This window comes from Streptomyces sp. SID14478 (assembly GCF_010548525.1).
Lineage (GTDB): Bacteria > Actinomycetota > Actinomycetes > Streptomycetales > Streptomycetaceae > Streptomyces.
Genome location: NZ_JAAGMG010001376.1, coordinates 1 through 293 on the forward strand (window position 1 = coordinate 1; position 293 = coordinate 293).

General features: G+C 70.3%; 1 protein-coding gene. It reads left to right on the plus strand.

Translation table 11 applies throughout. From position 1 onward, the window contains the following. Positions 1–293, plus strand: a 293-nt coding sequence (locus tag G3I40_RS43565) for a DEAD/DEAH box helicase (protein ID WP_164560319.1), incomplete at both ends; no start/stop codon positions are given.

Here is a 293-nt window from a genome sequence, read left to right on the forward strand (position 1 = left end):
CACGACGCCCGCGACGAGGAACTGCGGGTGGTGTGGGAGCTGGAGCAGGGCACCCTCGTACACCAGCAGCACGCGCTTCCCTCGCCCACCGGCGGCATCGACGCTCCCGAGCGGCTGGAAGCGTTCCTGGACGCGGTCCGGTGGAGTGCCATCGCCTCCGCCGACAAGACGTCCCTCCAGGCGCCCTTCCGCTCCGGCGCGGAGATCCAGGACTACCAGCTCGCCCCTGTCGTCCGAGCTCTGTCCATGCCCCGGACGAATCTGCTCATCGCCGACGACGTCGGCCTCGGCAA